Origin of the sequence: Novosphingobium sp. YAF33 (genome assembly GCF_052113265.1) — a bacterium.
Lineage (GTDB): Bacteria > Pseudomonadota > Alphaproteobacteria > Sphingomonadales > Sphingomonadaceae > Novosphingobium.
In genome coordinates, this window is record NZ_JBFRCW010000036.1 from 1 (window position 1) to 3,817 (window position 3,817).

The following is a 3,817-nucleotide window of genomic DNA, read 5'->3' on the forward strand; positions in this document are numbered from 1 at the left end:
GGCTATCGGCAGCGGGAAATCGGCTTGGCTTCCGCTCCGCTACAGCCGCTTCCCCGCTGCCGATAGTGCCCAGCCTCAATCCGAGGCTGTTTGACTGAACCAACTGGCCCCTTTTTAAACCGGTGCCTGGCCCCATTTTATACCGGCGTTGACATCTGTCCTTTTAGAGAAGCCGTCCAGCGCGTGCAGTGTGGGCCGGCAGTTTGTCGTTGAGCCCCCATTTGGGCGGGAACCAGACGCCGTGCGGAGAGGGCAGCGGCTTATAGATTTGCTTGATCCTGGTGCGGCCCGACACGCCCATCACTTCGGGATGGGCAACCCGTGCATATTTGCTGATCTCGCAGAACAGGTTCTGGCAATCGATCAACTGAAGCGGCCGCCCCCACAAGCTTTCGAAGTCGAGGCCGAGCCGCTCGAATTCCCGTTCCTGGCGCTCGTACATGAACTCGATGATATCTTCGGCGAGGTAGTCCGAGGCGTTTACGAAGCATTTGGCGATGCCGTCGCGCGCGCCTGGGCCAGCGACCACGAAACTGTCCTCGGGAAAATCGATGGCCGTGCCGTAGTTGAGGTCGATCGCAAGCTGAAAAGCGAGAAAATCGCCGAGCGACGGCAATTGCTTGAGGAGCGCGAACACTTCGCCAAGCGAGGTTGCGCCGCCAAGCTCGTCGATCAACTTCCCGCCCAGCGCCGTGCGGATGAGGTGCAGGTGCCCGCGATGCTTGACCCCGTCGCCGCCCGGCCATTTGACTGGCGGGATGATGTAAGCCGCGGAATAGAGCTTGCCGCCGCTGCGCATGGCCGCCGACAGGAGCTTGTCATACCGGGCGAAGTCGAAGGTTTCCCAACGCAGGTCACCAAGCTGGTCTTCGAGAAGCTGCCAGGTCTCGATCCTGTTGAACAGCTTGAACAAGAGGACGCGGAACAGCTGCTCGCGCGGGTCCATCGAGCGGCCTTCGCCATAAATGACCTCGCGGATCAAATACTGGCTGACCCGGTCCGCCGCGCGATAGGTGTTGGTGAAACGGTGGCGCAGCAGGATCGGATCCTCGGTCCATGGTGCAGGATCGCCGCGCAACCGGCGGAAGAAGATCGCCTGTCTCTCGGCGGCGAAGCGCCAATAGCTGTCAAAAACGGTGGACGGACGGAGGCCGGCAAATCGGTTCGTGTCTCGGAAGAAAGCGGGGGCATGTTGGTCGGTCATATCAGGCGGCCTGGCAGATTTCCTGCGCAGAGGCCAGTTCAGCGCGAACCGTGGCTAGCAGGGTCGCGAGATCGGGGTCATTCTTTTTGATTTTGTCCATCTTGGCGACGCCGACGAAGACGTTCAGCCGTTCAAATTTGCGCCCCATTTGCGAAGCCATGAACGCCCCGAGGCGCGCGAGCCCCAAATAATTGCCATAGCCTTTGTGAACGATCTGCTGGGTTGCGTAGAAGGCGTTCAACACAAGCCCGTCATCGCCCGAGAACGTGAAGCTGACCTGCTGCAGACATGGAAATTCCAGCAAGGCGGTCGTCATCATGTCACGGCGAGGGTCAAAGGTCGTGGCCTGCCATTTGGACCGTCGACCCTTTGGGTTGCGATGGTATTCGTCGAGTATCCAAGCGAGCTGATTAAATCCGCTTCCGCCACCTTCGAAATCGACCATGCGCTGGAAATAGGAACCACGGCGGTTATTCTGCGGATTGAATTTCTGCACACGCGGAAACGCTTCGCGGAACATTTCGAACAAGATGGCGCGGTCGCCTTGTGCCATCAGCCAGTAGCGTTGGGGGAAGATCGTCCAGGCAACATTCTCAACATCACGTTTGTCCTTGGCGCTGAGCAGTGCGTCGATGGCATGCCGGATTGCCGGTACCTCAGCGGCCTCACCATTCTCATCAAAACCTGAGATCGAGAGTGTGAGCGGCGAAATTTCGTCCACGCCGCACTGCATCAGCCGGTCAAGAACGCGCGCCCAGCCAAGCGATAAATTGGTGGTAGATATCGACTCGGGTTCGGCGATCTTACTCATCGGGATCCTCAATGAAGCGATAGTTGGCGGGGCCGGTGAAGCGCGCCGGGGCGACACGCGCCTCGATCTGCCAGTCCGGCGTGGTCACGGTGGCGCGGCCTCGGCCGACGGCGTTGTAGACATCATACCCTTCGATGGTCTGGCGCGGGGTCAACACGGCGCCCTCGATCGTTGCCCCGCGCGGCACCGCCAGCGCGTAGCCCTCATCGAGATCGACGCTGGTCGCCTGCTGGTGCGCATCGAGCAAAACGAGTCCGTCGGCATCGTCGTCGCCGAGTACCCGCTTGCGGATACGTTGGGGCGTCCATTTGCCCAGGTCGATGCGGCTGCTACGCGGCAGATCGCCGAGCGTCATCGAAAGGTGGGTGAGCAGGGTCTCATATCCCACTCCGAATTCGCTGGCGATCGTGAGGATCTGAAGCGGATTGGCGGTTGCGGGCTTCCACCCCCTGCTGTTGAACGCGCGTCGCATCGCGATTGACGGCATTAGCAGGAGGCCGGCAAAGGCATTAGCGAGAACCTCTTCTGGGATATCGCTGTCCTGCCGGTCATCCGCTTTAAGCTCGTCGATCGTCGAGCCATGGCCGAACCAGTGGTGTCCGATTTCGTGCGCGCAAGTGAAGGCCTTGCGGGCAAGTGGGCGGAGCGCCGAGAGCATGATGCGCGGCGGCATTCCCTTCTGGTAGAAGCCTTCCATGCTGACCGGGAGGAAGCGGACCCTGATCCCAAGCGCTTCGGCAATCGCGTACGGATCGACGGGTGCGATCTGGTCGAGGCCGACCTGCTCGCGCACATCAGACGCAGCCTGGGCACCGTCGAGAATAAGGGTCCGCCGGTTCATCGCTCAGTCCTTGGTTTCGTCATCGGTCCGCACTGCGGCGAGCGCGCGCAAAAGACCGTCCAGAGCGTCAGGCGACAACTTTGAAAGTTCGCGCGCGGCGAGCTGGAGCTTGGGATCGTCAAGCGCCAGTTTGTCGGGGGCCTCACCAAGCAGATAAGCGGTGCCGACATCGAAGATCTCGGCAAAGCGGGCAATTTCGTCGGCGCTGACCCGTCGGTTGCCGGCTTCGATCTCGCTGACGGTCGGGCGATGCATGCCCATCAGCTTGGCGACCTGACCCTGGCTGAGTCCGGCGAGCTGACGAGCTTCACGGATGCGCTGCGCGATGAGTTGGCGCTGTTCGGTCTCGGCGGTCATTCCGCCGCGACCGCATAGTGCTGCTCGCCGCAGTGCGAGCAAATAACTTCGGCCGACTGGTCGATTGTCAGCAACGGTTCCCCATTTTTTCCTCCAAACAAATGAATGTCATTATCGATCTTCACTCCAAGCTCCTTGGCAATCCACGATGTGGCCACCGGCCAGACCGTGCTGTCGAAATGTTCGAGAACCCGGCGCGGGACTTCACCGCCCGCCAGGCTCGGACAGGGCAATCCGCTTACTTCCTGAACTTTCTGCAGCGTCTTGACGATCGCCGCTTTGGCTTCATCTAGAGTCATAGACACCTTCCTTACAGGTGGTAAGATAATCTTACCATCCTGACATTCAAGAGGCTGCGGAGATTTTTTCTACGCACGCGTGATCTGGGAAATCGCAGTCCGCGCTTCAGCTTCGCAAAGGACCGGTCAACGTCAAAGTCGAAGGCAAACGAATAACAAGCCGATCGTGTCCCGAGAGGTGGTGTAGCTTTTCTGGACCACCTTGCTTTTCGGCCTCAGCCTGAGCCGATCATGAGCCGGGTACTGCCGACAGCATGACAATGGGATTGTCGCTGAGCGGGGCCATCGTTTCAAGCGTCATGTAC

The 3,817-nt window shown here is 60.0% G+C and carries 5 protein-coding genes; all 5 read right to left on the reverse strand.

The window, feature by feature from the left end:
- Positions 1-163: 163 nt before the first annotated feature.
- The 5 genes from AB4Z00_RS26415 to AB4Z00_RS26435 are packed head-to-tail and all read right to left on the reverse strand — an operon-like array spanning position 164 to position 3,512.
- Complete coding sequence (locus tag AB4Z00_RS26415; protein WP_442047885.1) at positions 164-1,204, reverse strand: nucleotide kinase domain-containing protein; 1,041 nt, start codon at positions 1,202-1,204, stop codon at positions 164-166.
- Between the two features lies 1 nt (position 1,205).
- On the reverse strand, positions 1,206-2,015 hold the full coding sequence (locus AB4Z00_RS26420; RefSeq protein WP_442047886.1) for a thymidylate synthase: 810 nt from the start codon (positions 2,013-2,015) through the stop codon (positions 1,206-1,208).
- Positions 2,008-2,856, reverse strand: coding sequence for an ImmA/IrrE family metallo-endopeptidase (locus AB4Z00_RS26425; RefSeq protein ID WP_442047887.1), 849 nt, complete (start codon positions 2,854-2,856; stop codon positions 2,008-2,010). Before AB4Z00_RS26425 ends, AB4Z00_RS26420 begins: the two co-directional genes overlap by 8 nt.
- A 3-nt stretch (positions 2,857-2,859) precedes the next feature.
- Positions 2,860-3,213, reverse strand: a complete 354-nt coding sequence (locus AB4Z00_RS26430) for a helix-turn-helix domain-containing protein (protein ID WP_442047888.1) — start codon at positions 3,211-3,213, stop codon at positions 2,860-2,862.
- Positions 3,210-3,512: a hypothetical protein gene (locus AB4Z00_RS26435; protein WP_442047889.1), complete on the reverse strand. Its 303-nt coding sequence runs from the start codon at positions 3,510-3,512 to the stop codon at positions 3,210-3,212. Before AB4Z00_RS26435 ends, AB4Z00_RS26430 begins: the two co-directional genes overlap by 4 nt.
- Between the last annotated feature and the right edge of the window lie 305 nt (positions 3,513-3,817).